The following is a 23,219-nucleotide window of genomic DNA, read 5'->3' as shown; positions in this document are numbered from 1 at the left end:
TGCTGCGCTGCCGCGCTGCCGCGCTCCCGCTGCCGCGCTGCCGTCCCCGCCACCTGGGTGCGTCCCCGCCAGTTCGAGCTGGCGGGATAGTACCGAAGTGGCGGGCTTACGGCGTCAGGGGAGAAGGTTCGCCCGGTGGACGAGCGCGCCGGCGCCGATCAGGGGACCTTCGCCGGACAACGCGGACGGCACGACACGCACCTTGCGCACGAACGCGAAGTAGTGGTGTGAGATCGTCGTCCGGATGATGTCGAACAGATCGGGCGTCGACTGGGAGAATCCGCCGCCGATGGCGACCAGTTCGAGGTCGACGAGAGCGGTGGCGGATGCGATGGCGCGGCCCAGCGCCTCGCCGGTGCGTTCGATCGCCTGGCGCGCGATCGGGTCACCGGCGGCATAGGCGGCGGCCAGGTCTTCGCCGGTCGCGCCGGCGAACCCCTGCCTGCGCGCCCAGGAGACGGTGTGCGGCCCGGATGCGATCGCCTCCAGCGCAGTCGGGCTTCCGAAGGTGTCGTCGCCCGTCATGCCGCCCACCTCGACATGGCCGATATGGCCGGCGTTGCCTGTCGGGCCGGTGATGACCCGGCCGCCGACGATGAGGCCGCCGCCGATGCCGGTCGACACGACCATGCCCATGACGTTGTCGACCCCCTGTGCAGCCCCGACCCAGTGTTCTGCCATCGTGATGGCGACGCCGTCCATCTCGAGTGCGGCGGGCACCGTGTACCCCGCGGCCGCGGCGACGCCGGCCACGAAGGCCCGCATCGGGTAGTCCCGCCAGGCCGGAACGTTGAGCGGTGAGACGAGCCCGTCGACACGCTGGATGGGGCCCGCGCTTCCGATTCCGGTGCCGATCACCTCGCTATCGGCCGGAACAGTCGACAGGGCGTCGCGGACGACCGCGGCGACGGATTGTTCGAGGGTCTCGGAGGTCGCCGTGCGGCCCGTGGGCTGCCGGTGCCTCGACCCCGGGACGACTCGTCCGTCTGCGTCGACGAGGGCGGATTCGACTTTGGTTCCGCCGAAGTCGACGGCGAGCGCGAGGGGTGTTGGCACCCGTCAAGCGTAGGCGAAATGCATCTTGCTCATATGAGCGAAAGGCGCGCAAACGTTGATCGTGGCCTCGGCACCTTTCTAGACTGAAGGGGTGCATCGTGCGAAGGGAGACAGCCGCGATGAATGACAGCGACGAGATCCTCGCCGTAAAAGCAGCCGAGCTCTACTACGAAGCGGGCAAGACGCAAGACGAGATCGGGCTCGCGCTCAGCGTGAGCCGATGGAAGGTCGGCCGGCTCCTCGTACAGGCGCGCGAACAGGGTTTCGTGCGCATCGAGATCGTGCACCCCAGCGCCCGGCGGTTCTCACTCGAGCGCGAACTGTGCGGCTTCTACGACCTCGCCGACGCCGTCGTCGTGCCGACGATCGACTCGGACTCCGACGTGCAGGCCCGGGTCGCCCAGGCGGCAGCTGACTACCTCACCACCCTGCGGCCGGTGCCGCGCACCCTCGGCGTGAGCTGGGGTCGCACTCTCCACGCTGTTGCGGCACGGCTCCGGCCGGGCTGGGCCGTCGGGGTCAACCCCGTGCAGATCAACGGCAGCGTCAGCAGCACCCGCCAGGCCACCGCCGCAGCCGATACCGCCGTCGTCATCGCCCGCAAAGCGCAGGGCACGGCGACCCTGCTCCCGAGCCCCGCGATCTTCGAACAGGCGGCGACCAGGCGCGCCATCGAGGCGGACCGCGCAGTGCAGAGCGTCCTCGAGATCGCGCGCAACGCATCCGCCTACCTGTTCAGTGCCGGCGTGGTGGACAGTAGTTCCGTCCACGTCGACAGCGGCTACCTCACTGCGGAAGACGTGCGGAACCTCGCCGAGAAGGGCGCCGTCGGCGACGTCGTCGGCCGGTTCATCACCGAAGACGGCGCTGTGGCAGACGACGAGCTCAACGGCCGCACCCTCGGCATCACGCTCGACGAACTGCGCGCGGCCCGCGTCAGCATCGCGGTCATCGCCGGGGAGACCAAACACAGGATCGCCCATGCGGTCGTCTCGAGCGGGCTGTGCACCACGCTCATCACCGACGAATCGACCGCGAACGACCTGCTCGGCAGGCCGACGAACGCCGGCCACGGTGCCGGCGCCGTCAGAATCGAAGGAGTGAAGTGACGATCGAAACCACGCCGCCCGTGCGATCCCTCGCGCCGGCGGCACGTGCAGTGGACGTGCTGGGCGGTGACCTCACCGAGGCCAGCCTGCGCCGGTACCTCGAAGGCATCCCGGGGGTCGACGCTGTCGGCCTCGAACAGCGTGCCGCCGGTCTCGGCACACGCTCCATCAAGACATCGAGCAAGCGGTGGGCGCTCGACAAGATCATCGAGCTCATCGACCTCACCACTCTCGAAGGTGCGGACACGCCCGGCAAGGTGCGGTCGCTGGTCGCCAAGGCGATGACCCCCGACCCGAGCGACCTCACGACGCCGCGGGTCGCGGCCGTCTGCGTGTACGGCGACATGGTCCCGTACGCCGTCGCGGCGCTGGGCGACGCCCACCTCGCGAAGAACCCGGCGGGCATCGCCGTTGCGGCGGTCGCGACGGCATTCCCCAGCGGGCGCGCCTCCCTCGCCGTCAAACTGGCGGATACGGCCGATGCCGTCGCCGCCGGTGCCGACGAGATCGACATGGTCATCGACCGCGGTGCCTTCCTCGCCGGCCGTTACGGTCTCGTGTTCGATGAGATCGTGGCGGTCAAAGAGGCGTGCCGCCGCGCCGACGGCAGTTCTGCGCACCTCAAGGTGATTCTCGAGACCGGCGAGCTGAACACGTACGACAACGTACGCCGCGCATCCTGGCTGGCCATCCTCGCCGGGGGCGACTTCATCAAGACCTCCACCGGCAAGGTCTCCCCGGCGGCGACACTGCCCGTCACCCTGTCGATGCTCGAGGTCGTGCGCGACTGGCACCGCCTCACGGGCGAGAAGATCGGGGTCAAGCCGGCGGGCGGCATCCGATCGTCGAAAGACGCGATCAAGTACCTCGTCACGGTCGCCGAGACCGCGGGCGAGGAATGGCTGCAGCCCCACCTGTTCCGGTTCGGCGCGTCGAGCCTGCTGAACGACGTGCTGCTCCAGCGGCAGAAGATGACGACCGGTCACTACTCCGGCGCCGACTACGTGACGATCGACTAAGGACAGACAATGAGTTTCCTCGAATACGCACCGGCACCCGAGTCGCGGTCGATCCTGAACCTTCGCGACCAGTACGGCCTCTTCATCGACGGCGAGTTCATCGACGGCGGCGGGCCTGCCTTCCAGACCATCTCCCCGGCATCCGAAGAGCGCATCGCGACGATCGCGACGGCCGACGCCGGCGACATCGACACCGCGGTCGCGGCCGCACGACGTGCCTACGACCGGGTCTGGTCCCGGATGAGCGGCTCCGACCGCGGCAAGTACCTGTTCCGCATCGCGCGCCTCATCCAGGAGCGGTCGCGTGAGCTCGCCGTCGCAGAGAGCCTCGACAACGGCAAGCCGATCAAAGAGAGCCGCGACGTCGACGTGCCGCTGGTGGCCGCATGGTTCTTCTACTACGCCGGATGGGCGGACAAGCTCGACCACGCAGGCCTGGGTCCCGCTCCGCGCGCGCTCGGGGTCGCAGCCCAGGTCATCCCGTGGAACTTCCCACTGCTCATGCTGGCGTGGAAGATCGCCCCGGCGCTCGCCGCGGGCAACACCGTCGTGCTGAAGCCGGCGGAGACCACGCCGCTGACCGCACTGCTCTTCGCCGAGATCGTGCAGCAGGCCGACCTCCCGGCCGGTGTCGTCAACATCGTGACCGGTGCGGGGGAGACCGGGCGCCTGCTCGTCAACCACCCCGACGTGAACAAGGTCGCGTTCACCGGGTCGACGGCCGTGGGTCGCGAGATCGCCCGGTCCGTCGCAGGCACCGACAAGAAGCTGACCCTCGAGCTCGGCGGCAAGGCGGCGAACATCGTGTTCGACGACGCACCGATCGACCAGGCCATCGAGGGCATCGTCAACGGCATCTTCTTCAACCAGGGCCACGTGTGCTGCGCAGGCAGCCGCCTGCTGGTGCAGGAGAACATCCACGACGAGGTCGTCGACCGGCTGAAGACCCGGCTGTCGACGCTGCGCCTCGGCGATCCGCTCGACAAGAACACCGACATCGGGGCGATCAACAGCGCAGAGCAGTTGCAACGCATCCGCGAGCTCTCCGACATCGGCGAGGCCGAGGGCGCCGAACGCTGGAGCCCGGCCTGCGACATCCCCGAGAACGGGTTCTGGTTCGCGCCGACGATCTTCACCAACGTGTCCACCAGCCACCGCATCGCCCGCGAAGAGATCTTCGGGCCGGTGCTCTCCGTGCTGTCGTTCCGGACGCCGGCCGAGGCCATCGCCAAGGCGAACAACACTCCGTACGGACTGTCGGCCGGAGTCTGGAGCGACAAGGGCAGCCGCATCCTCGCGGTCGCGGACAAGCTGCGGGCCGGTGTCGTCTGGGCGAACACCTTCAACCGGTTCGACCCCGCCAGCCCGTTCGGCGGGTACAAGGAGTCGGGCTATGGGCGCGAGGGTGGCCGGCAGGGGCTGGCCGCCTACTTGCGCGCTGGAGCTGTAAGCGACGCGTCGCGTCGCCGGGACGCCAGTGCCGTCGAGGCTGCGCCTCGTCGGTCGGCGGGTTCCGGAACGCCGAAAACGGCAACCGCATCGACCAAGGGAGCGAAGAAATGAGCCGTCTCGCCGTGCCGAAGACCTACAAGCTGTACATCGGCGGAAAGTTCCCGCGCAGCGAATCGGGCCGCACCTATGAGGTCGTCTCTGCGAAGGGAGCGTTCCTCGCGAACGCTGCGAAAGCATCCCGCAAAGACGCCCGTGACGCCGTGGTCGCTGCACGCGCATCGCTGGGCGGATGGGCGGGCGCAACCGCATACAACCGCGGCCAGGTGCTCTACCGCATCGCCGAACTCCTCGAGGGCCGCCGTGCGCAGTTCGTCGACGAGATCGTGCGTGCGGAGGGGGTCACGTCGGCCGCCGCGGGCGCGCAGGTCGACGAGGCGATCGACCGTTGGGTCTGGTACGCGGGCTGGGCGGACAAGTTCGCGCAGGTCGCCGGCAACGCCAACCCTGTCGCGGGTCCCTACTTCAACATCTCCGTGCCGGAGCCGACCGGCGTCGTCGCCGTCATCGCTCCTCAGGGTTCCAGCCTGCTCGGCTTCGTCAGCGCCGTCGCCCCCGCCCTCGTGGCCGGGAACACCGTCGTCGTGGTGGCCAGCGAACGGTTCCCGCTGTCCGCGATCAGCCTCAGCGAGGTGCTCGCGACGAGCGATGTCCCTGGTGGTGTCGTCAACATCCTGACCGGTTCTCCCGCCGAGATCGCGCCGTGGCTCGCGTCGCATTCCGACGTCAATGCCGTCGACCTGGTCGGTGCAGGCGACCTGGACTGGGTCGACCTGCAGATCGCGGCGGCGGAGACGCTGAAGCGTGTGCTTCCGCCGGAAAGCGGCCCGGATGCGGCGTCGCCCAGCCTCGATCGCATCACCGCGTTCACCGAGACGAAGACCGTCTGGCACACGAAGAGCATGATCTGACTGCAGGCGCAACCTGCTGGCGGTTCGCGCCCGCGGGGGTGATGATGGATGCATGTCGGAATTCGGAGCCACAGCCTTCGTCGGGGATAGCCTGACCCAGGGGGGAAACTGGCAGGAATGGCTCGCCGACGAAGAGGTGCTGAACTTCGGGGTGAGCGGCGACACCACCGACGACGTGATCGCCCGCCTGGGCGACGTGATCGAAGCCGGCCCGGGTTCGGTCGTGCTCCTCATCGGAACGAACGACCTGGCGTGGCGTCGGTCGGCCGAGCACATCGTGCGCAACGTCGAGACCATCCTTGTGACACTGCGCCGCGAACTGCCGGAGACGCGCATCCTCGTGCAGTCGGTGATGCCGCGCGGCCACGAGTTCGCACCCGATATCAGGGACGTGAACCGGCACCTGTGGCAGTTCGCCCCGACCATCCACGCCCAGTGGCTCGACCTCTGGCCCGCCATGGCCCTCGAAGACGGGGAACTGAACCCTGCATACTCCGACGACCGCCTGCACCTCAACGATGCGGGGTACAGTGCGTGGCTCGGCGAGCTGAAGCCGGCACTGGAGCGCCTGCGTCTTCAGCCCCCGTCGAGCCGGGCGATCCAGCTGCCCGACCTGGGCGGCCGCAGCTGGGGCGCGAATTAGGCGCGGTGGGCTCGCCCAGCGCTCAACGTGACCGGAGCAGCGTCGCGTAGAAGCCGATTCCTTTCAGCCACGTCGTAACCCGGATGCGTTCGTTGCGTGCGTGCAGGGTGCCGCGCTCCCCGGTGCTCATCTCGAACGGTGTGAACCGGTACACCGCATCGCTGATGCGCGTGAAATGCCTGCTGTCGCTCGCGCCGAGCATCACGTACGGCGAGACGATCGCTTCCGGGTGGCTCCCGGCGAGGCTGTCGCGGATCGACTCCCATTCGGGTCCGCTCGTCGGTGAGACCGGCGACGGCTCGTTGGCGTCGATCACGACGACCCCGACGAGCGGGTCGCGGATCGCCCGCCGCACATGCCGCAGCGTGTCTTCCACGGTCGACCCGACGGCGATCCGCACGTTCACGTCGGCGTGCGCCTCCTCCGCGAGCGCGTTGGAGGCGAGGCTGCCGCTCAGGCGCGTAACGGCCGTCGTGGTGCGCACGAGCGCCCTGGTCTCGTCGCTGAGGCGGCCGAACACCGCGATCATGAGCGGCTTGAGCAGGCGCGCCCTGGTGAACACGTGCCGGAGCGGCCCGGTCGCGTGAGAGCCGAGTGTCTCGATCATCTGCAGGTTGGTCTCGGACAGGCGCGCCGGGAACGGCCGCGCGTTCAGGCGGGTGATGGCGCGTGCGAGACGCACGGTCGCCGTCACCCGGGGCGGTGTGGATGCGTGCCCTCCCGCCTGCGCCACGTTGAGCCGCAGCGTCGTGACTCCTTTTTCACTCACCCCGACCATGGCGATCGGGTCGTGGACGGCAGGGAAGACGCCTTCGACGACGGCGCCGCCTTCGTCGATGACGAGTGCCGGCCGGATGCCGCGCTCGGCCAGGTGGGCGACAACGGCTTGCGCGCCCTTCCCCACCGTCTCCTCGTCGTGCCCGAAGCTCAGGTAGACGTCGTGCAGCGGCAGGTGACCGGCGCTGACGAGTTCGTCGACGGCCTCGAGGATCGCCACCAGCGCGCCCTTGTCGTCGAGCGTGCCGCGGCCCCAGATCACCTGCTCATCGCCGTCGCCGGTGACGTCGGCGGCGAACGGGTGATGCTCCCAGCCCTCCCCGGTCGCTGGCACCACGTCGTAGTGCGCCATCAGCACGGTGGGCGCGCCGGGTTGGCGCCCTGCCCACCGGTAGAGCATCGAGTGGCGCGCGATCATGGTTCTCTCGAGGGTCGCGTGGACGTGCGGGTAGAGACGCTCCAGCGCTTCGACGAAGGCGTCGAACTGCGGCCAGTCGGTGGTCTCGACCTCGTTGCGTGACATCGTCGGGATGCGGAGCAGTTCGCGGAACCGTTCCACCGCCCGTGCGGCCGCGGCGGGACTCAGAGGGCTGTCGGGCATGGATCGACTGTAGTCATTCACCCGTCATTCACCGGCTGCCGCGCGGAACGCGTGGAGCGCGGTGTCGGAGAAGAGCACGAATCGGACGAGCTCGACGGGTCCGATCGATGCGGCGAGCACGGCCCGCACCGTGCTGACCGCCGTGCGGGCGGCGTCGTCCATCGGCCATCCGTAGATTCCGGCCGAGATCGCCGGGAAGGCGACGCTGGTGGCGCCGAGCTCGCGGGCGACACGCAGCGAGGACCGGTAGGCGTCCTGGAGCAGGCCGGTGCGGTCGTCGGCGGCCGACCAGACGGGTCCGATGGCGTGGATCACCCAGCTCGCATCCAGCCTGCCCGCCGTGGTCGCGACGGCCTGTCCGGTCGGAAGGCCGTCGGGCAGGGTCGTTGCACGCAGCCGCCTGCATTCCTCGAGGATCTCGGGGCCGCCTGCCCGGTGGATGGCGCCGTCGACACCGCCGCCGCCCAGCAGGGAGCTGTTCGCGGCGTTCACGATGGCATCGACGTGCTCGTCGGTGATGTCGCCTCGGACGATCTCGATCCGGGTCATCGTCAACCGCGGTTGTTGGACAGTTCGTACACTTTCAGCAACTCGGCGATGGCTTCGTCCCTGGCGCTGCCGCCTTCTTCGAACATGTCGGCGACGTGGGTCTTGAGGTGGTTCTCCACCAGCAGCTTGTTGAGCGAGCCGAGCGATTTCTGGATGGCGAGGGACTGCGTGAGGATGTCGACGCAGTAGTCCTCGTTCTCGATCATCTTCTCGACGCCCCGGAGCTGGCCTTCGAGGATGCGCGCGCGGTGGAGGGCGCGCTTCTTGATGTCTGCGATCACTGGTCAAGGATAACTCCTGATTCGCGTATACCCCTATGGGGTACGTGTTAGGGTCGTGGAATGGACACGATCGAGACGACCTGGCCCGTTTCCGGGATGACCTGCGACCACTGCGCCCGCGCTGTCGCCGACGAGCTGGAGCGCGTCGCCGGCGTGGAGGACGTGACCGTCGACGTCGCAGCAGGGACCGCCACGGTTTCCAGTGCGCGTCCCGTCGCCGAACGAGAGGTTCGCGCGGCGGTCGAAGAGGCCGGCTACCTGCTCGGCCGCCCGGGCCTCCTCCCGGTGCTGTGACAGCGGGAGTCGACTCGTCGCTCGTCACGATCGACCTCGCGATCGACGGGATGACCTGCGCCAGCTGTGTCGCGCGCGTCGAGAAACGACTCGGCAGGATCGACGGTGTGCAGGCGACCGTCAACCTCGCGACCGAGCGTGCGCGTGTGCTCGCGCCGGCATCCATCAGTCCTGACGCGCTGATCGCGGCGGTCACCGGGGCCGGCTACGGAGCGCACGTCGTCGAGCAGGTCCGCCCGCCCGCGAACCGCACCGGGATGCTGCGTCGCCGACTCCTCGTCAGTGCCGTCCTTGCGGTGCCGGTCATCGTTATCGCGATGGTCCCCGCCTGGCAGTTCGCAGGCTGGCAATGGCTGTCGCTGGTGCTCGCCGCGCCCGTCGTCTTCTGGGGCGGACTGCCGTTCCACCGCGCCACCCTGGCGAACCTGCGGCACGGCGCCGTCACGATGGACACCCTGGTCACCCTCGGCACCGGGGCCGCGTTCGCATGGTCGGTCTGGGCACTGGTCTTCGGCTCGGCCGGCGAACCCGGTATGCGGCACGCCTTCAGCCTCGCCGTCTCCTCCGGCAATGCCTCCGGCGCCGTCTACTTCGACGTCGCCGCGGGCGTCACGGTGTTCCTGCTCCTCGGCCGCTCGATCGAGGAGCGCTCCCGGCGACGGGCCGGATCCGCGCTGCGTTCGCTCCTCGAGGTCGGTGCGCGCACCGCGACGCGCCTCGAACCGGCCCCCGATTCGGCCGCCGGTTTTCGTGAAGTCCCGGTTCCGGCCCAATCGCTCGTCGTCGGCGACCTGTTCCTCGTTCGGCCCGGCGAGAAGGTGCCGGCCGACGGCATCGTGGTCGACGGCGAGGCCGCCGTCGACACGAGCGCTCTGACGGGTGAATCGATGCCGGTCGACGTCAGTGCGGGAGACCAGGTGTCCGGCGCCGCGATCGCACAGGGCGGCTCTCTCGTGGTGCGTGCGACGCGCGTCGGAGCCGACACACAGCTGGCACGGATGACGCGGATCGTCGAGGACGCCCAGACCGGCTCATCACGTTCCCAGCGGCTCGCCGACCGCGTGTCGGCCGTGTTCGTGCCGATCGTGCTCGCCATTGCCGTGGCAACGGTCGCCGGCGGGATACTGGCGGGCGGCACGACCTCCGAAGCCCTGACGGCGGCCGTGGCTGTGCTGATCGTCGCGTGTCCCTGCGCCCTCGGACTCGCCACGCCGGTCGCGCTCCTTGTCGGAACAGGTCGCGCAGCGCAGTCGGGCATCCTCATCACCGGCCCGGAGGCGCTCGAGCAGGCGCGGCGCATCGACACGATCGTGTTCGACAAGACGGGCACCCTGACGACAGGGCGGATGCGCGTCAGTGCCGTCGTCGTGGTGGGGGAGTCTGAGGAGGTGGTGTTGCGCCGCGCGGCCGCCGTCGAGCGGCTGTCGGAGCATCCGATCGCCCGTGCCGTGGTCGCGGCGTGGGATGACCGGGAGCGCGACGCGCGGCCGGTGCGTTCGCGGGTCTCCGGCTTCCGCTCGCTCGCGGGCTCCGGCGTCGCCGGCACCGTCGACGGCGTACGCGTCTCCATCGGGCGACCCGATCAGCTCGTAGCGCACGGTGCGATCACCGCAACCATGGATGAGACCGTGTGCGACGCGATCGACCGGGCTGCTGCCGCCGGGGCGACGGCGGTGGTCGTCGCCTGGGAGGGCCGCGCACGCGCCGTCCTCGTGGTGGGCGATGCGCTCCGGCCGGATGCCGTCGAGACCGTGACCCGGCTGCGTGCACTGGGGCTCGCCCCTGTGCTGCTGAGCGGGGACAGCGCGGCAGCCGCACATGCCATAGCTGCGGAACTCGGCATCGACGAGGTGGTCGCGGGTGTTCTCCCTGCGGGAAAGGCCGAGGTCATACGGGCGTTGCAGGATGCCGGGCGCACCGTTGCGATGGTCGGCGACGGTGTGAACGACGCGGCCGCGCTCGCCCAGTCGGACCTGGGTATCGCGATGGGGTCCGGCACCGATGCGGCGATGCACGCGTCGGACATCACCCTGGTGCGGTCGGAACTGTCCGCCGTGGTCGATGCGGTGAGTCTGTCACGACGTACGGTCCGTGTGATCCGCGGCAACCTCTTCTGGGCCTTCGCCTACAACGCGGCGGCACTTCCTGTGGCCGCGGCCGGCCTGCTGAACCCGATGATCGCTGGTGCCGCAATGGCGTTCTCGAGCGTTTTCGTCGTGCTCAACAGTCTGCGCCTGCGTCGCGATCGCGGTGCATGACCCGGCGCGTACATAGCGGATCCGCCAGCCTCACCGGCGTGTCGGTGTCAGGGCTCCTGCCCGCGATCCGCGCGTCCGCGCGGCCTGCGGGATATATGCCGCAACGCGCATAATCGCCTAGCAGATTCGTCCCCCGGAATGGGTCTGGTTTCACGGCGCGTCGCGTGAATTACCCCAGAACGGGGGGTGGGGTCCCCTAAACAGACGGGTCTATGCTCTCCGTAGGGGTTGAGAAATATTCGTTTAACAGGAAAGGCCCGACTTTGCTGAAGAACCTCAGCCCGCTGCTGTCCGGTGCGCTCTTGAGCGCCCTGGATTCCATGGACGATGGCGACCTACTTACCTTGGTCGGCAGCGGCTACCCAGAAGAAGAAATCGTTTCACCTGTCATCCATCTCGGAGAGGTGACGACAGAGGCCGCGGCAGACGCGATCCTCAGTGTCGTTCCGCTCGACTGTCACGATCCGGCTCCCATAGCGTTTCTCGACTGCACGGGCACCCTCGACGACTTGCCCGACGTGGCATTCGCAGTGAACGGCATCGCATCCGATGCCGAACTCCGCCGCATCTTCATGTCGCGTCTCGAACTCGACGAATTCGTCGCGCTCGCCCGCCAGTCCGTAGTGACCGTTCGAGTGGGGTCAGACGCCCCGCCCTGTGCGTTCCTGCTCAGGAAAGGCAGCTGCTAGTCACGTCCGCGGGGGTCGGCCCGCGAACCTGTCCATTCGGTCGAATCGCTCACCCGCCGGGGAATGGGGCGAGTGAGCACCCGGGTGGGATCCTCGGTCGGGATCCCACCCCGGGCCGGGGCGCAGCGGCAACAGTGCCGTGCCGTAGACTCTGTTCGCTATGACACGACCGGCGGCCAGGCCCGAATTCTCGCGCAGTGCGCTCGTCCCCGGACTCCTTGGCGCCATCGTGCTGATCGCCGGATTCGCCCTCATCGGCACCGAGTGGTACCTGTACGTCCGCTACGTCGTCAGCATCCTCGCCCTCATCATGTGCGTCTTCGCCGGGCAGGCGAAGCAGTGGTGGTGGCTCGTCGGGCTGCTCCCCATCGCGGTCATCTGGAATCCCGTCTGGCCCGTGACTCTCGACGACCTCGTGCTCCGTGGCCTCGAACTGGCCGCCTCCGTCGTCTTCGTCGCCGCCGCGATCGTGATCAAAGTGCCCGTCGACCAGCGTCGCTGAACCAGGCGGACAACACGTGCGGGATCGGTGGTTCCGAACCGCTCCCTCTCGCGTAAACTGAGACGTGCGTCACCGTTTCATGACGCACTCGCTCGTCGTCTCGACCGGGATCACCCACTCCGGTCGCCTCGGCTGACATCTCAGCCACACGGCGTCGCCTGCCTCTGTCGGCGGCGCACTGCGGTCGTCCATCGACCGTCCGCTCTCACTGGAGGACCATGCCCCGTTCCGGTCAACGCAGCGCCTCGCCGCGCGCGACACAGCAGCGCCGCACCCGGCACGCGAACAACGACGGCCTCATCCCCGTTCTCGCGCGCAAGGTGCGCGAGGTCGAGGCGAAGGCGGCCGACGGCAAGAAACTCGGGCCGACGAACCGCACGAAGTTCCAGGTGATCGCGTTCCTCATGCGCGAGGAGCGTGCGCGTGCGAAGGCCGACGCCGAGCTCACCGACGCGGCTCGCGCCGAGCAGCTGAAAAGGCTGGACGGGATCGCCACGATCCTTGCGAAGACCGCCGCTCGCGACACATCGCTGATCTCCCTGCTCGAGAGCGAGGCGCCGCCGAGCGCGACCGCCCAGAAGCTCCGGCGCGACTGGCTTCTCGAATCCGGCACCGAGCTCAGCCCGGACGACCTCATCATCACGACGGAACGGCCGACACCGCAACAGGAGTCGATCATCCCGCCAGAACTGGCGGAGAAGCAGGTCATCCCGCAGTCGGTCAAGGCCCGTCAGCTGTCCAACCCGTTCCTCGCTCCCGACTTCTCGCGCGCATCCGCTGCCACCCCTGCACCGCGGCGGCGACTCGATTCGTGGGAACTGCTCGGACCACTCTTCAAATCGTTCGAGTACGGCTCGGGCGGCCAGGCCGCCAGCATGGATCTCCCACCCGCTCCGGCGATCGACCGCTATTCGCCTCCCGGTCTCGAGCTGATGCACCACCAGGCACGTTTCGTCGAAGAGGTGCGCCGCGGTCACCGGAGCTTCCTCCTCGCCGACGAGCCGGGCCTCGGCAAGACGGCCCAGTCCGTACTCGCCGCGTCGGTGGCGGGTGCATACCCGCTGCTGGCGGTCGTGCCCAACGTGGTCAAGATGAACTGGGCACGTGAAGTCGAACGCTGGACGCCGCATCGCCGCGCCACGGTCATCCACGGAGACGGCGAGGGGCTGGATGCGTTCGCCGACGTCGTCATCGTCAACTACGAAGTGCTCGACCGGCATCTCGCGTGGCTCAGCAGGCTCGGCTTCAAGGGCATGGTCGTCGACGAGGCGCACTTCATCAAGAACCTGCACTCGCAGCGCAGCAAATACGTGCTCGGGCTCGCCGAAGCCATCCGGGCGACCGCTCCCGCCGGCGATCCCCTGCTGCTCGCGCTCACCGGAACGCCGCTGATCAACGACATCGACGATTTCCGGGCCATCTGGCAGTTCCTCGGCTGGATCGACGGAGCGAAGCCACGGCCCAAACTGATGGAGAAGCTCGAAGAGACCGAGCTGACCCCCGCCGACTTCGGCTTCTACGCTGCCGCACGCGAGGCCGTCATCGACATGGGCATCGTGCGCCGGCGCAAGATCGACGTCGCCGCCGACCTTCCGAGCCGCCGGGTCGTCGACCTTCCGGTCGAACTCGATGACGACCTCGGCCGTTCCATCCGCCAGGCCGAGAGCGAGCTCGCCGCGCGACTCGTCGCGAAGTTCAGGCGGGCTTCTGCGGCGGGTCGTCCCGATTCGTTCGACGGCGACGACGACGCGCACCGTGCCCACCTCATCCGGCTGGTCGCGCAGTCCGAACTCGAGGAGTCGAAGTCGGCGAAGACCGGTGAGAACGTCTTCACCATGGTCCGCAAGATCGGTCAGGCCAAGGCCAACCTGGCCAGCGACTACGCGGCGCAGCTCGCCCGCTCGGTCGGCAAGGTCGTGTTCTTCGCGAAGCACATCGACGTGATGGATGCTGCCGAGGCCGCGTTCGCTTCACGCGACCTGAAGACCATCTCGATTCGCGGGGACCAGACAGCGCTCTCCCGCCAGAAGGAGATCGACGCGTTCAACAACGACCCGACCGTCTCGGTGGCCGTGTGCTCGCTGACGGCGGCCGGCGTCGGACTGAACCTCCAGGCCGCGTCGAACGTGGTGCTCGCCGAACTGTCGTGGACGGCTGCCGAACAGACGCAGGCGATCGATCGCGTGCACCGCATCGGCCAGGAAGAGCCGGTCACCGCATGGCGGATCATCGCGGCGCAGACCATCGACTCGAAGATCGCGGAACTGATCGACGCGAAGCAGGGCCTCGCGGCCCGCGCGCTCGACGGCTCGGATGTCGAACCCGGCTCGGCCGACTCGGTTCAGCTCGAAGCGCTGATCGGCCTGCTCACCGACGCACTGAACGCGTAGCGTCCATTCGGCGCGGGTAGTCGAGTTCGGCGCGTTCAGTCGCGTTCGGCGCGTTCAGTCGAGTTCGGCGTCGTCGAGGTCGAGGGGAACCGGGCGGTCTTCGTCGGGGACGAGCTCGTCGTCCTCTTCCTCGACCGGCACGTCGTCGGCGTCGAAAGGAGTCGGCGCCGGCTCATAGTCGCCGTCCTGCGCCTCGATGAAGTCGTCGAGTGAATCGTCCCGGTCCGTGCCGCGATCGCTCATGGCTGCAACAGTACGCCGCCGCTTGCCGGGGGTCGACCCCCGGGCTCTGATCGCGGCTCTGGCCGTGGGATCGTGCCGGGAGTTGAATGGGCGCATGGCCACAACAGTCGCAGACCAGCTCATCGCCCAGCTCCTGGATGCAGGGGTGCACCGCATCTACGGGATCGTCGGAGACAGCCTCAACCCGGTGGTCGATGCGGTGAGGCGCACCGGCGGAGCCAAGAACGGCGGTATCGACTGGATCCACGTGCGCAACGAGGAGGCCGCCGCATTCGCGGCCGGGGCGGAGGCGCAGCTCACGGGAGAACTCGCCGTGTGCGCGGGCAGCTGTGGCCCCGGGAACCTGCACCTGATCAACGGACTGTACGACGCTCACCGCTCCGGTGCGCCCGTCCTCGCGATCGCGAGCCACATCCCGAGCGCGCAGATCGGGTCGGAGTACTTCCAGGAGACGCATCCGGATCGCCTCTTCATCGAATGCTCCAGTTATCGCGAACTCGTCTCGACCGCGGAGCAGGCGCCCCGGGTGGTCAATTCGGCGCTGCGCCACGCGATCGCGATGAAAGGCGTCTCCGTCGTCTCGCTTCCGGGCGATGTCGCCGAATTGGAGGCGGTCGGACCGACACCGGCATTCGTGCCGACGCTTCCGCCATCCATCGTTCCCGCACCCGCGGACGTGCTGGCCCTCGCCGATGCGATCAACGCGGCCAAGCGGGTCGCCGTCTTCGCCGGGGCTGGTGTGGCCGGAGCACACGACGAGGTGGTCGCCTTCGCCGACCTTCTGGCCGCGCCGCTCGGCCATTCGCTGCGGGGCAAGGAATGGATCCAGTACGACAATCCGTTCGACGTGGGGATGACGGGCCTTCTCGGCTATGGGGCCGCGCACGACGGCATCCACGACGCCGACCTGCTGCTCCTCCTCGGCACCGATTTTCCGTACAACCAGTTCCTGCCCGGCGCAGACGACGACGTCGTGATCGCCCAGGTGGATGCACGTGCGGAGCACCTGGGGCGCCGCGCGAACGTGACCGTGCCGGTGCACGGCGATGTCGCCGCGACGATCGCCGCGGTGACCCCGCTGATCGACCGCAATCCCGACCGCCGGTTCCTGGACCGCACCCTGAAGCGCCACGCCAAACTGCTCGACTCGGTCGTCGGCGCATATGCGAAGAACGTGGAACGCAAGACACCGATCCACCCCGAGTTCGCCGCATCCCTTCTCGACGACCTCGCAGCCGACGACGCCATCTTCACCGCGGACACCGGCATGTGCAACGTGTGGACCGCGCGGTACATCAACCCCAACGGCAGGCGCAGGCTCATCGGATCGTTCCTGCACGGCTCGATGGCGAACGCGTTGCCCCAGGCGGTCGGCGCACAGTTCAGCCACCCGGGCAGGCAGGTGATCTCGGTCTCGGGTGACGGCGGCCTCTCGATGCTGCTGGGCGAGCTCGTCACCGTTGCGGCGTACAAGCTGCCCGTGAAGATCATCGTCTTCAACAACTCGACGCTCGGGATGGTGAAGGTGGAGATGCTCGTCGACGGGTTCCCGGACTTCGGCGTGGACGTTCCCTCGGTCGACCACGCGGCGGTCGCCAACGCCCTCGGCATCTTCGGGCGGCGCGTCGAGAAGCCCACCGAGATCGAGGACGCCCTCCGTGCCGCGTTCGCCTTCGACGGCCCAGCGCTCGTCGACCTGGTGACGGATCCTCTCGCGCTGTCCCTCCCGCCGACCATCACCGGCGTTCAACTCAAAGGCTTCGCACTCGCCATGTCGAAGGTCGTGATGAACGGAGGTGTGGGCGAAGCCGTCAAGCTGGCGAAGACCAACCTGCGGAACATCCCGCGCCCGTGAGAGCGAGGACTGCGACTAGTCGAGCGTGAACACGAAGAACGGCCCGGTCTCGTCGTGCACGATGCGGGCGGTGCCCGAGAAGTGCGCGAAATCGCCGGTTCCCGTCCCCGTCACGATGTAGCCGAAAGCCGAGTCGTCATCCGGATGCTGCAGTGCGCCGTGATGCACGGTGAACGCCCCCGACCGGCCGTCGGCGAGGGTTCCGGTGACTCGCTCCGCGGCCAGGTAGCCCCGCCCCGATTCGTCGCCTGACGAGATGAAATGCGCGACGGATTCGCCGATCAGCCCCTCCGTGTACGTCTTGCGCATCGTGACAGCGCCCACCCAGTCGCCGTCGATTCCGGGCAGGTCGGCCGGGTCCCAGCCGGTCACGTCGAAGCGTGCAGTGATCGTCTCGCTCATAACAACACGATAAAGGCGGCCCGGAACGACCGCTTGAAATTTCGCGACAGAGGAAACCTCGACTAGACAAGGGGAATGACCAAGCGAAGCCAGGTCGAGATCGAACGCAAATACGACGTCGACGAGAATGCGGTTCCACCCCGTCTCGTCGGCGCGGGGCCGGTCGCCCTCGAGAGCGACCCGTCAACGGTCGAGCTCGTCGCCGTCTACTTCGACACGGCGGACCTTGCGCTCGCCCACAACCGGATCGCGCTCCGTGTGCGGCACGGGGGCGGCGACGCCGGCTGGACCGTGAAGCTGCCGGGTGACGAGGGGCGCACCGAGGTCAGCTGGCCACTCGGTGAAGCGGACAGCGCGGAGCCGGGATCGGTGCCTCCGCCTGCCGAAGTCGTCGAGGCGGTACGCAGCTATATCGGGGATGCGCCGCTCGAGCCGCTCGCGCGCGTCACCAACACCCGCACCACGGTGATCCTGCAGGATGCCGCCGGCTTCGCCATCGCCGAACTGTGCGACGACCACGTACGCTCCGAAGCCCTGCGGGGAACGAAGGAGCCGTCACGAGAACGCCGGTGGCGGGAATGGGAGATCGAACTCCTCGAAGCAGCCCCGGATACGCGCGAACGACGCACCGCACTTCTCGACGACATCGAGGCCAGGGTCCTGGGAGCGGGGGCGCAGGTATCGGTCAGTTCGTCCAAGCTGGCGAGGGCGCTCGGAGTGGACGCGCTCGGCGAATAACTTGCGGTCGCCGTTTTGGCGGTACCGCCCCTGCTCGGGCAAGATCAATGCAGGCGTAATGAGATGAGGAGCACCATGAAGATCGGCATTCTCACCAGCGGCGGCGACTGCCCAGGGCTGAACGCCGTGATCCGTGGAGCCGTGCTCAAAGGCGACCGCGTGAACAAGGCCGAGTTCGCCGGTTTCCGTTACGGCTGGAGGGGTGTCGTGAACGGCGACATCATGCCGCTCGACCGCCACAGCGTCCGCGGGCTCTCGCGACAGGGTGGCACCATCCTCGGGTCCAGCCGCACGAATCCCTTCGAAGGCGACAACGGCGGCCCTGAGAACATCCAGCGTGTGATGGACGACAACGGGATCGACGCGATCATCGCGATCGGCGGCGAAGGCACGCTCACCGCAGCCAGGCGGCTGACGGATGCGGGCATCCGGATCGTCGGAGTGCCGAAGACCATCGACAACGACCTCGCTGCGACCGACTACTCGTTCGGCTTCGACACCGCGGTCGAGATCGCGACCGAGGCGATCGACCGCCTGCGTACGACGGCGGAATCGCACCAGCGCTGCATGGTCGTCGAAGTGATGGGGCGCCACGTCGGCTGGATCGCCCTGCACTCGGGCATGGCGGCCGGTGCGCACGCCATCCTGATCCCGGAGCAGCCGCAGTCCATCGAGCAGATCTGCGAATGGGTGGAGTCGGTGCGTGACCGTGGGCGCGCGCCCGTGATCGTCGTCTCCGAAGGCTTCCACCTCGACACGATGGAGGAAGCCCACTCGCACAAGGGGCTCGACGCGTTCAACCGCCCGCGACTGGGCGGAATCGGCGAGATGCTCGCCCCGATGATCGAGGCGCGCACGGGTATCGAGTCGCGTGCGACCGTTCTCGGCCACATGCAGCGCGGCGGTGTGCCCAGCGCCTACGACCGTGTTCTCGCCACCCGTCTCGGCATGTCGGCGATCGATGCCGTCTTCGAGGAGCGCTGGGGGACCATGGTCTCGCTGAAAGGTACCGACGTCGTCAACGTCAGCATTGCGGACGCGACCGGAGGCCTGAAGACGGTTCCGCAGTACCGTTACGACGAGGCGGCGCTACTCTTCGGTTAGGCGGCCGACCGGACCGGTGCCCGGGGGCCGTCCCAGGACGAGGTGTGAAGGGACGAGAATGTCGCGTGTCGTACAGTTCGACGAATATGGTTCGACCGAGAACCTTAAGATCGTCAACGTGCAGCCGCCATGGCCCGGCGAAGGCGAGGTGCGTGTCCGGGTGATGGCCGTCGGTCTCAACGCCGTCGACTACAAGGCGATCGCCGGCGGCCCGACCGTGAGCGCATTCGGGCTGACCCTTCCGTCGGGGATCGGCTACGACTTCTCCGGCTTCGTCGACGAGGTCGGACCGGGCGTCACGCGCTACACGCCGGGTGACGCGGTGTTCGGCAGCAAGCCCTTCGAGGCGGCGGCTGACTTCGTGATCGTTCCGGAGGACGGCCAGCTCGTCCCGAAACCCGCCTCGCTCACGTTCGAGGTCGCCGGTGCGCTCGCCGTGGTGGGCCGTACCGCGATGATGAGTGTCGCATCCCTCAGCCTCGACGAATCCGACACGGTGCTCGTTAGCGCGGCGGCGGGCGGCGTCGGTGTTCTGGCCTGCCAGCTCGCTGTCCGCGCCGGTGCGACCGTGATCGGCACTGCGAGTACTGACAACCACGACTTCCTCAGCGACCTCGGCATCATCCCTGTCGAATACGGCGACGGGCTGGCGGAACGCATCCGCGAGGCACTGCCCGATGGCCAGCCGCTCACGGCGGCGCTCGACAACCACGGGGTGGAGACCATCGACGTCGCGATCGAACTCGGCGTGCCGCTCGGGCGGATCAACACCATCGCCGCCTACGGGCCGGCAGCCCGTGGGGTGTCGCGGGTCGGTGGACGCGGGGCGACCAACGAACTCCTGGCCGAGGTCGCCGAGCTGATCGCGAGCGGCGAGCTCGTGCTGCCGATCGACTCGATCTTCCCGATCGAACGAGCCGCGGAAGCATACCGGCGGCTCGCGGCCGGACACGTTCGCGGAAAGGTCATCCTCGTCACCGCCTGACGCGGGTCGTAATAGACTCCGAAAAACCGCTCGGGCGGGCACGCTGCCGGGACGGCGACCTGAAGATGGAGTGTGACATGGTTCCTGCGATCAACTACTGGGCCGTCCTTCTCGCCACTGCGTCGAGCATGATCGTCGGGGCGATCTGGTATTCGCGGCGCGTCTTCGGCACCTACTGGCTGAAGGCGGTCGGGCACGATGAGGAGTCGATGCGCACCGGCGCGGCGTTTCCCCTGATCATCACCGTCGTCGTCAGCTTCATCACTGCCTGGGTCCTCGCCGGGGCTGCAGACATCACGTGGCGCTTCTACAGCGGCAGCTTCCTGTGGAACGCCGTGCTGACCGGCATCATCCTGTGGGCGGGCTTCACCGCCGCTCGCATGATCACCCACGACGCCTTCGACCGCAGACCCAGCGGGCTGACCGTGCTCAACCTCGCCCACGAGTTCGTCACCATCGTCATCATGGCGATCATCATCGGGGTGTGGCCCCCGGCCGGCGCATGATCGATCTCGTCCTCGCCCGCGAGCTGAGGGATGCAGGCCTGCGCTGGCGTCCGCTCTCCGGCGACTCCTTCGCGATCGACCGCCCCGAACTGCAGGGCGAGCACTTCACCGTCAGCGAGATGACGATCGAACCGCACGAATTCGACACCGGCACCATCCTCGGCTTCAACGGGACCACTGAGTGGGCCCTCGATTCGCTCGCCCTCGAGGATGCACTCTGGCTGCCCAGGGAAGACCAGCTGCGGGAACTGCTCGGTGCATCCTTCCGCTCGCTGCAGCGCACCGGCGACGGGTTCAGGGTGGAGGTCGACGAGCCGGGCGCGAACGGCGGGATCGCCGCGTATGAGGATGCCGACGCTGCGACCGCCTACGGACGTGCGCTGCTCATCCGCATCCGGGAGGCCTTCGGCTGATCGTCGAGGATGTCCGCCGTCAGCCCGGCGATCGACGTCGCGCCTGCGAGACCCATCGTGATGTCGAGCTCGGCCGAGAAGTTGCGCAGCAGTTCGCCGACGCCGTTCTCTCCGGCGATCGCGAGGGCGTAGGCGTACGGCCGGCCGATGCCGACGGCTGAGGCACCGAGCGCGAGGGCGATCACCGCATCCGCACCGCTGCGGATCCCGCTGTCGAAGAGCACGGGGATGCGGCCGGCGACGGCTTCGACGACACCCGGCAGGGCGTCGAGGCTCGCGATCTCGCCGTCGATTTGCCTGCCGCCGTGATTGGAGACGATCACGCCGTCCACTCCGTACTCGACAGCGCGGGTCGCGTCGTCGGAGTGCAGAACGCCCTTCAGCACGATCGGCAGCGTGGTGTGCTGGCGCAGGAAAGCGATGCGTTCCCAGGTGAGCGCGGGATTCGCGAAAACGTCGAGGAAGGTCTCCACTGACGCGCGGGGGAGAGGTGAGCGGAGATTGTCGAGCAGGTTGCCCGGGTGGTGGCGCAGGATGCTGGCGAGCGAGGCGATCGTAGCGGGCGTGACGCGCGTGCGGGGCGGCGGTGCGGCATCCGTGGCACCGGCGGACTCCGCCGCATCCACGTTCTGCGCCGCAGCGCGACGTGCGTCGTCGACACGTTCCTGCACGAGCCGCTGGAAGACCGGGTCGCTGGTGTACTGCGCGATCCCGCGTCCGCGACTGAACGGCAGGTAGCCGAGATCGAGGTCGCGGGGTCGCCAGCCCAGCACGTGCGTGTCGAGAGTGACGACGATGGCTTCGCAGCCGGCGCGTTCTGCACGCGTCACGAAGCTCGCGACGAGCTCGTCCGAGGAGCTCCAGTACAACTGGAACCAGCGCGCGGCGGTGTCGTTCGCGGTGCGACCGGCGTCCATCGCCCGTGCGACGTCCTCCATCGGGGTCGACGCCTGGTTGGACAGGACCGCGGGCACCCCCGCCTGTGCGGCCGCTCGCGCAGCCGCAATATCTGCGGTGGGATGCGCGAGATCGAGCACGCCGATCGGCGACAGGAAGAACGGTGTCGGCCTGCGCACGCCGAACAGCTCGATCGACTGGTCGCGGTGGGCGACGTCGCGCAGCACGCGCGGCACGATCCGGTGGTCGCGGAACGCCGCGGTGTTGGCCGTCTCGGTGCGCTCGAGGCCGGCAGAGCCCGCGATGTAGGCGAAGGCTGGCCGCGACAGGCGCCGCCTCGCCTCACGCTCCAGAGCGGTCCACCCGACAGGGATGCGGGGCCGGCGACCGGAGACACCATCGCGATAGATGGCCGACTGGGCTTCACGACCGACACTCGTCGGAGGCCGCTTCACGGGTTCCATGCGCTCATTCTGCACCCGGGGCGACCTGCGCAGCGCAGCCGCCCCGGCGCTCGCGTCGCGATGCAGCGGTGCGGCACTTTCAGCTCCAGCGCCGACGTGTGGGACCATGAGCGCGTGCAGGACTTCTTCGAGACGGTGACGATCGCATTCGAGTTCCTCGGTGTCGCGACCATGGTGGTCGGATTCGTCGTCGCCATCGGGATCGCGCTGCGCGCATGGGTGCGCTCGCGCGACGGAGGCGCTGCCTTCCGCACGCTGCGGGCGGCGATCGGGGGCGTCATCCTGCTCGGGCTCGAACTTCTGGTCGCAGCAGACCTGGTCAAGACGGTCACGTCGCCGCCGTCGCTGACCGACGCCGTCGTACTCGCCGTGATCGTGCTCATCCGGGTCGTGCTCAGCTTTTCGCTTCAGATCGAGATCGACGGGGTCGCACCCTGGCGCAGGGCGCTGGTCAGCGGTGGCCAGGTGATCGCGCAGGCCGCCCGTCGCCCGAACGGTTCGACGGAGACGCGCGGGACAGACCCCACCGGAATCTGAGGGTCGGCGGCAGCGGCAGCGTCAGCGGTAGTGGCAGCGTCAGTTGTTCGCGGCCGACGTCAGCGTCCGTCGTTCGCGGCAGACCGTGCCGCCCGCTCTGCGTTGCGCGCCTTGACGCGAGCATTCTCGGCGCGCACCTCGGCGTGCGTCGCACGCTCCTTCACGAGCCACTCCGGGGGTGCGGCGAGGAGGTCTTTGATCTCTGCGGTCGTCAGCGCTTCGGTGATACCGCCGCGAGCCAGCCCGGACACGGAGACGCCGAGCTTGTTCGCGACGACATCACGCGGGTGGGGGCCCTCGCGTCGCAATTCGGCCAGCCAGGCGGGCGGCTCGGCGAGCAGTTCGTTGAGTTCGGCGCGGGTGATGTCATGGTCGCCGAAGCCGTCCGGAGCGGCCGGGAGGTAGATCCCGAGCTTCTTCGCTGCCGTCGCCGGCTTCATGGTCTGCGGCTTCTTGTCGGCGCTCATGAACTCAGGGTATCCCGCGC

25 protein-coding genes are annotated in these 23,219 nt (G+C 68.4%); 17 read left to right on the top strand and 8 right to left on the bottom strand.

Annotated features, from left to right (window positions below):
* Nucleotides 1-114 precede the first annotated feature (114 nt).
* Entirely contained in the window at nucleotides 115-1,056 is a 942-nt protein-coding gene (locus ACPPVQ_RS14535; RefSeq protein WP_426515808.1) for an ROK family protein, read from the bottom strand.
* A gap of 119 nt (nucleotides 1,057-1,175) precedes the next feature.
* Here ACPPVQ_RS14535 and ACPPVQ_RS14530 point away from each other — a divergent pair, with 119 nt between their 5' ends.
* The 5 genes from ACPPVQ_RS14530 to ACPPVQ_RS14510 are packed head-to-tail and all read left to right on the top strand — an operon-like array spanning nucleotide 1,176 to nucleotide 6,247.
* Nucleotides 1,176-2,165, top strand: a complete 990-nt coding sequence (locus tag ACPPVQ_RS14530; RefSeq protein ID WP_426515807.1) for a sugar-binding transcriptional regulator — start codon at nucleotides 1,176-1,178, stop codon at nucleotides 2,163-2,165.
* A complete protein-coding gene (deoC, locus tag ACPPVQ_RS14525; protein WP_426515806.1) occupies nucleotides 2,162-3,184 on the top strand; it encodes a deoxyribose-phosphate aldolase in 1,023 nt (340 codons plus the stop codon). The genes ACPPVQ_RS14530 and deoC overlap by 4 nt, the downstream gene beginning before the upstream one ends.
* Nucleotides 3,185-3,193: 9 nt before the next feature.
* On the top strand, nucleotides 3,194-4,747 hold the full coding sequence (locus ACPPVQ_RS14520; protein ID WP_426515805.1) for an aldehyde dehydrogenase family protein: 1,554 nt from the start codon (nucleotides 3,194-3,196) through the stop codon (nucleotides 4,745-4,747).
* A complete protein-coding gene (locus ACPPVQ_RS14515; protein WP_426515804.1) occupies nucleotides 4,744-5,604 on the top strand; it encodes an aldehyde dehydrogenase family protein in 861 nt (286 codons plus the stop codon). Before ACPPVQ_RS14520 ends, ACPPVQ_RS14515 begins: the two co-directional genes overlap by 4 nt.
* Nucleotides 5,605-5,656: 52 nt before the next feature.
* Nucleotides 5,657-6,247, top strand: a complete 591-nt coding sequence (locus ACPPVQ_RS14510; protein ID WP_426515803.1) for a GDSL-type esterase/lipase family protein — start codon at nucleotides 5,657-5,659, stop codon at nucleotides 6,245-6,247.
* 22 nt (nucleotides 6,248-6,269) lie between these two features.
* On the opposite strand, the gene ACPPVQ_RS14505 is transcribed toward ACPPVQ_RS14510, so the two are convergent.
* The 3 genes from ACPPVQ_RS14505 to ACPPVQ_RS14495 are packed head-to-tail and all read right to left on the bottom strand — an operon-like array spanning nucleotide 6,270 to nucleotide 8,455.
* Nucleotides 6,270-7,625: a M20/M25/M40 family metallo-hydrolase gene (locus tag ACPPVQ_RS14505; RefSeq protein ID WP_426515802.1), complete on the bottom strand. Its 1,356-nt coding sequence runs from the start codon at nucleotides 7,623-7,625 to the stop codon at nucleotides 6,270-6,272.
* Between the two features lie 24 nt (nucleotides 7,626-7,649).
* A complete protein-coding gene (locus ACPPVQ_RS14500) occupies nucleotides 7,650-8,174 on the bottom strand; it encodes an O-acetyl-ADP-ribose deacetylase (protein WP_426515801.1) in 525 nt (174 codons plus the stop codon).
* A 2-nt stretch (nucleotides 8,175-8,176) separates the two neighbouring features.
* The gene (locus tag ACPPVQ_RS14495) at nucleotides 8,177-8,455 is read right to left on the bottom strand and encodes a metal-sensitive transcriptional regulator (protein WP_426515800.1); all 279 of its coding nucleotides are present in this window, start codon (nucleotides 8,453-8,455) and stop codon (nucleotides 8,177-8,179) included.
* 60 nt (nucleotides 8,456-8,515) lie between these two features.
* Between ACPPVQ_RS14495 and ACPPVQ_RS14490 the strand changes: the two genes are divergently transcribed.
* The 5 genes from ACPPVQ_RS14490 to ACPPVQ_RS14470 all read left to right on the top strand — a co-directional run bounded on the left by ACPPVQ_RS14490 (nucleotide 8,516) and on the right by ACPPVQ_RS14470 (nucleotide 14,588).
* Nucleotides 8,516-8,749 (top strand): heavy-metal-associated domain-containing protein, encoded by a 234-nt coding sequence (locus ACPPVQ_RS14490; RefSeq protein ID WP_426515799.1) that lies wholly within the window; start codon nucleotides 8,516-8,518, stop codon nucleotides 8,747-8,749.
* Complete coding sequence (locus tag ACPPVQ_RS14485) at nucleotides 8,746-11,007, top strand: heavy metal translocating P-type ATPase (protein ID WP_426515798.1); 2,262 nt, start codon at nucleotides 8,746-8,748, stop codon at nucleotides 11,005-11,007. Before ACPPVQ_RS14490 ends, ACPPVQ_RS14485 begins: the two co-directional genes overlap by 4 nt.
* Nucleotides 11,008-11,270: 263 nt before the next feature.
* The gene (locus ACPPVQ_RS14480) at nucleotides 11,271-11,696 is read left to right on the top strand and encodes an RbsD/FucU domain-containing protein (protein WP_426515797.1); all 426 of its coding nucleotides are present in this window, start codon (nucleotides 11,271-11,273) and stop codon (nucleotides 11,694-11,696) included.
* 160 nt (nucleotides 11,697-11,856) lie between these two features.
* Nucleotides 11,857-12,198: a DUF6804 family protein gene (locus ACPPVQ_RS14475; RefSeq protein WP_426515796.1), complete on the top strand. Its 342-nt coding sequence runs from the start codon at nucleotides 11,857-11,859 to the stop codon at nucleotides 12,196-12,198.
* 218 nt (nucleotides 12,199-12,416) lie between these two features.
* On the top strand, nucleotides 12,417-14,588 hold the full coding sequence (locus ACPPVQ_RS14470) for a DEAD/DEAH box helicase (RefSeq protein WP_426515795.1): 2,172 nt from the start codon (nucleotides 12,417-12,419) through the stop codon (nucleotides 14,586-14,588).
* 54 nt (nucleotides 14,589-14,642) lie between these two features.
* Here ACPPVQ_RS14470 and ACPPVQ_RS14465 read toward each other — a convergent pair whose 3' ends face one another.
* Nucleotides 14,643-14,831, bottom strand: coding sequence for a hypothetical protein (locus tag ACPPVQ_RS14465; RefSeq protein WP_426515794.1), 189 nt, complete (start codon nucleotides 14,829-14,831; stop codon nucleotides 14,643-14,645).
* A 94-nt stretch (nucleotides 14,832-14,925) separates the two neighbouring features.
* On the opposite strand from ACPPVQ_RS14465, the gene ACPPVQ_RS14460 reads away from it, so the two are divergent.
* Nucleotides 14,926-16,686 carry a pyruvate dehydrogenase gene (locus ACPPVQ_RS14460; RefSeq protein ID WP_426515793.1) on the top strand — a complete coding sequence of 587 codons (1,761 nt, stop codon included), beginning with the start codon at nucleotides 14,926-14,928 and terminating at the stop codon, nucleotides 16,684-16,686.
* Nucleotides 16,687-16,701: 15 nt separating this feature from the next.
* Here the strand turns inward: ACPPVQ_RS14460 and ACPPVQ_RS14455 are convergent, their stop codons facing one another.
* Nucleotides 16,702-17,088: a DUF3224 domain-containing protein gene (locus ACPPVQ_RS14455; RefSeq protein WP_426515792.1), complete on the bottom strand. Its 387-nt coding sequence runs from the start codon at nucleotides 17,086-17,088 to the stop codon at nucleotides 16,702-16,704.
* Nucleotides 17,089-17,163: 75 nt separating this feature from the next.
* On the opposite strand from ACPPVQ_RS14455, the gene ACPPVQ_RS14450 reads away from it, so the two are divergent.
* The 5 genes from ACPPVQ_RS14450 to ACPPVQ_RS14430 all read left to right on the top strand — a co-directional run bounded on the left by ACPPVQ_RS14450 (nucleotide 17,164) and on the right by ACPPVQ_RS14430 (nucleotide 20,834).
* On the top strand, nucleotides 17,164-17,826 hold the full coding sequence (locus tag ACPPVQ_RS14450; RefSeq protein WP_426515791.1) for a CYTH domain-containing protein: 663 nt from the start codon (nucleotides 17,164-17,166) through the stop codon (nucleotides 17,824-17,826).
* A 75-nt stretch (nucleotides 17,827-17,901) separates the two neighbouring features.
* On the top strand, nucleotides 17,902-18,930 hold the full coding sequence (locus ACPPVQ_RS14445) for a 6-phosphofructokinase (RefSeq protein ID WP_426515790.1): 1,029 nt from the start codon (nucleotides 17,902-17,904) through the stop codon (nucleotides 18,928-18,930).
* Nucleotides 18,931-18,988: 58 nt separating this feature from the next.
* Nucleotides 18,989-19,915, top strand: coding sequence for an NADP-dependent oxidoreductase (locus ACPPVQ_RS14440; protein ID WP_426515789.1), 927 nt, complete (start codon nucleotides 18,989-18,991; stop codon nucleotides 19,913-19,915).
* Between the two features lie 77 nt (nucleotides 19,916-19,992).
* Nucleotides 19,993-20,421 (top strand): DUF1761 domain-containing protein, encoded by a 429-nt coding sequence (locus ACPPVQ_RS14435; protein WP_426515788.1) that lies wholly within the window; start codon nucleotides 19,993-19,995, stop codon nucleotides 20,419-20,421.
* Nucleotides 20,418-20,834, top strand: a complete 417-nt coding sequence (locus ACPPVQ_RS14430; RefSeq protein WP_426515787.1) for a hypothetical protein — start codon at nucleotides 20,418-20,420, stop codon at nucleotides 20,832-20,834. Before ACPPVQ_RS14435 ends, ACPPVQ_RS14430 begins: the two co-directional genes overlap by 4 nt.
* On the opposite strand, the gene ACPPVQ_RS14425 is transcribed toward ACPPVQ_RS14430, so the two are convergent.
* Nucleotides 20,789-22,195 (bottom strand): alpha-hydroxy-acid oxidizing protein, encoded by a 1,407-nt coding sequence (locus tag ACPPVQ_RS14425; RefSeq protein ID WP_426515786.1) that lies wholly within the window; start codon nucleotides 22,193-22,195, stop codon nucleotides 20,789-20,791. The genes ACPPVQ_RS14430 and ACPPVQ_RS14425 overlap by 46 nt on opposite strands.
* 114 nt (nucleotides 22,196-22,309) lie before the next feature.
* On the opposite strand from ACPPVQ_RS14425, the gene ACPPVQ_RS14420 reads away from it, so the two are divergent.
* A complete protein-coding gene (locus tag ACPPVQ_RS14420) occupies nucleotides 22,310-22,732 on the top strand; it encodes a DUF1622 domain-containing protein (RefSeq protein ID WP_426515785.1) in 423 nt (140 codons plus the stop codon).
* Between the two features lie 59 nt (nucleotides 22,733-22,791).
* Here ACPPVQ_RS14420 and ACPPVQ_RS14415 read toward each other — a convergent pair whose 3' ends face one another.
* Entirely contained in the window at nucleotides 22,792-23,199 is a 408-nt protein-coding gene (locus ACPPVQ_RS14415; RefSeq protein ID WP_426515784.1) for a DUF5997 family protein, read from the bottom strand.
* Nucleotides 23,200-23,219: the final 20 nt, after the last annotated feature.

Origin of the sequence: Leifsonia sp. McL0618 (assembly GCF_049994905.1) — a bacterium.
GTDB lineage: Bacteria > Actinomycetota > Actinomycetes > Actinomycetales > Microbacteriaceae > Diaminobutyricibacter.
Note: the sequence above shows the minus strand (reverse complement) of the source record. Positions and strands in the feature narration are given on the sequence as shown.